The sequence below is a fragment of the Romboutsia sp. 13368 genome, assembly GCF_018336475.1.
Taxonomy (GTDB): Bacteria; Bacillota; Clostridia; order Peptostreptococcales; family Peptostreptococcaceae; genus Romboutsia.
The window spans coordinates 595,173-595,411 of the sequence record NZ_CP048741.1 but is presented as its reverse complement, the minus strand read 5'-3'; the positions used below and the strand labels follow the sequence as shown (position 1 = coordinate 595,411).

Genomic DNA, 239 nt, shown 5'->3' with positions numbered 1-239 from the left:
ACTGCAATCTATGAGTGGTGGTTTCATATAGTCCTAGTTCCTACAGCAAGTAGGAAGGAGGTGCAATTCTATATGGAACTAATGATAAATTTTATTATAGGAACTATAAGTTCTATTTTAACTGGATTATTATCTAGTTACATATATGATAAAATAAAAAACCACTTATCTATTGGCAGTAGAAAAAGTGGTTTAGAATTTGAAGTTAAAATAAATTTCAAATTCCATAAAAAGTAATA

The 239-nt window shown here is 27.2% G+C and carries 1 protein-coding gene; it reads left to right on the top strand.

The annotated features are described in order from the left end of the window. The first annotated feature begins 72 nt into the window (after nucleotides 1-72). On the top strand, nucleotides 73-237 hold the full coding sequence (locus G3997_RS02485) for a hypothetical protein (RefSeq protein WP_296647557.1): 165 nt from the start codon (nucleotides 73-75) through the stop codon (nucleotides 235-237). Nucleotides 238-239 lie beyond the last annotated feature (2 nt).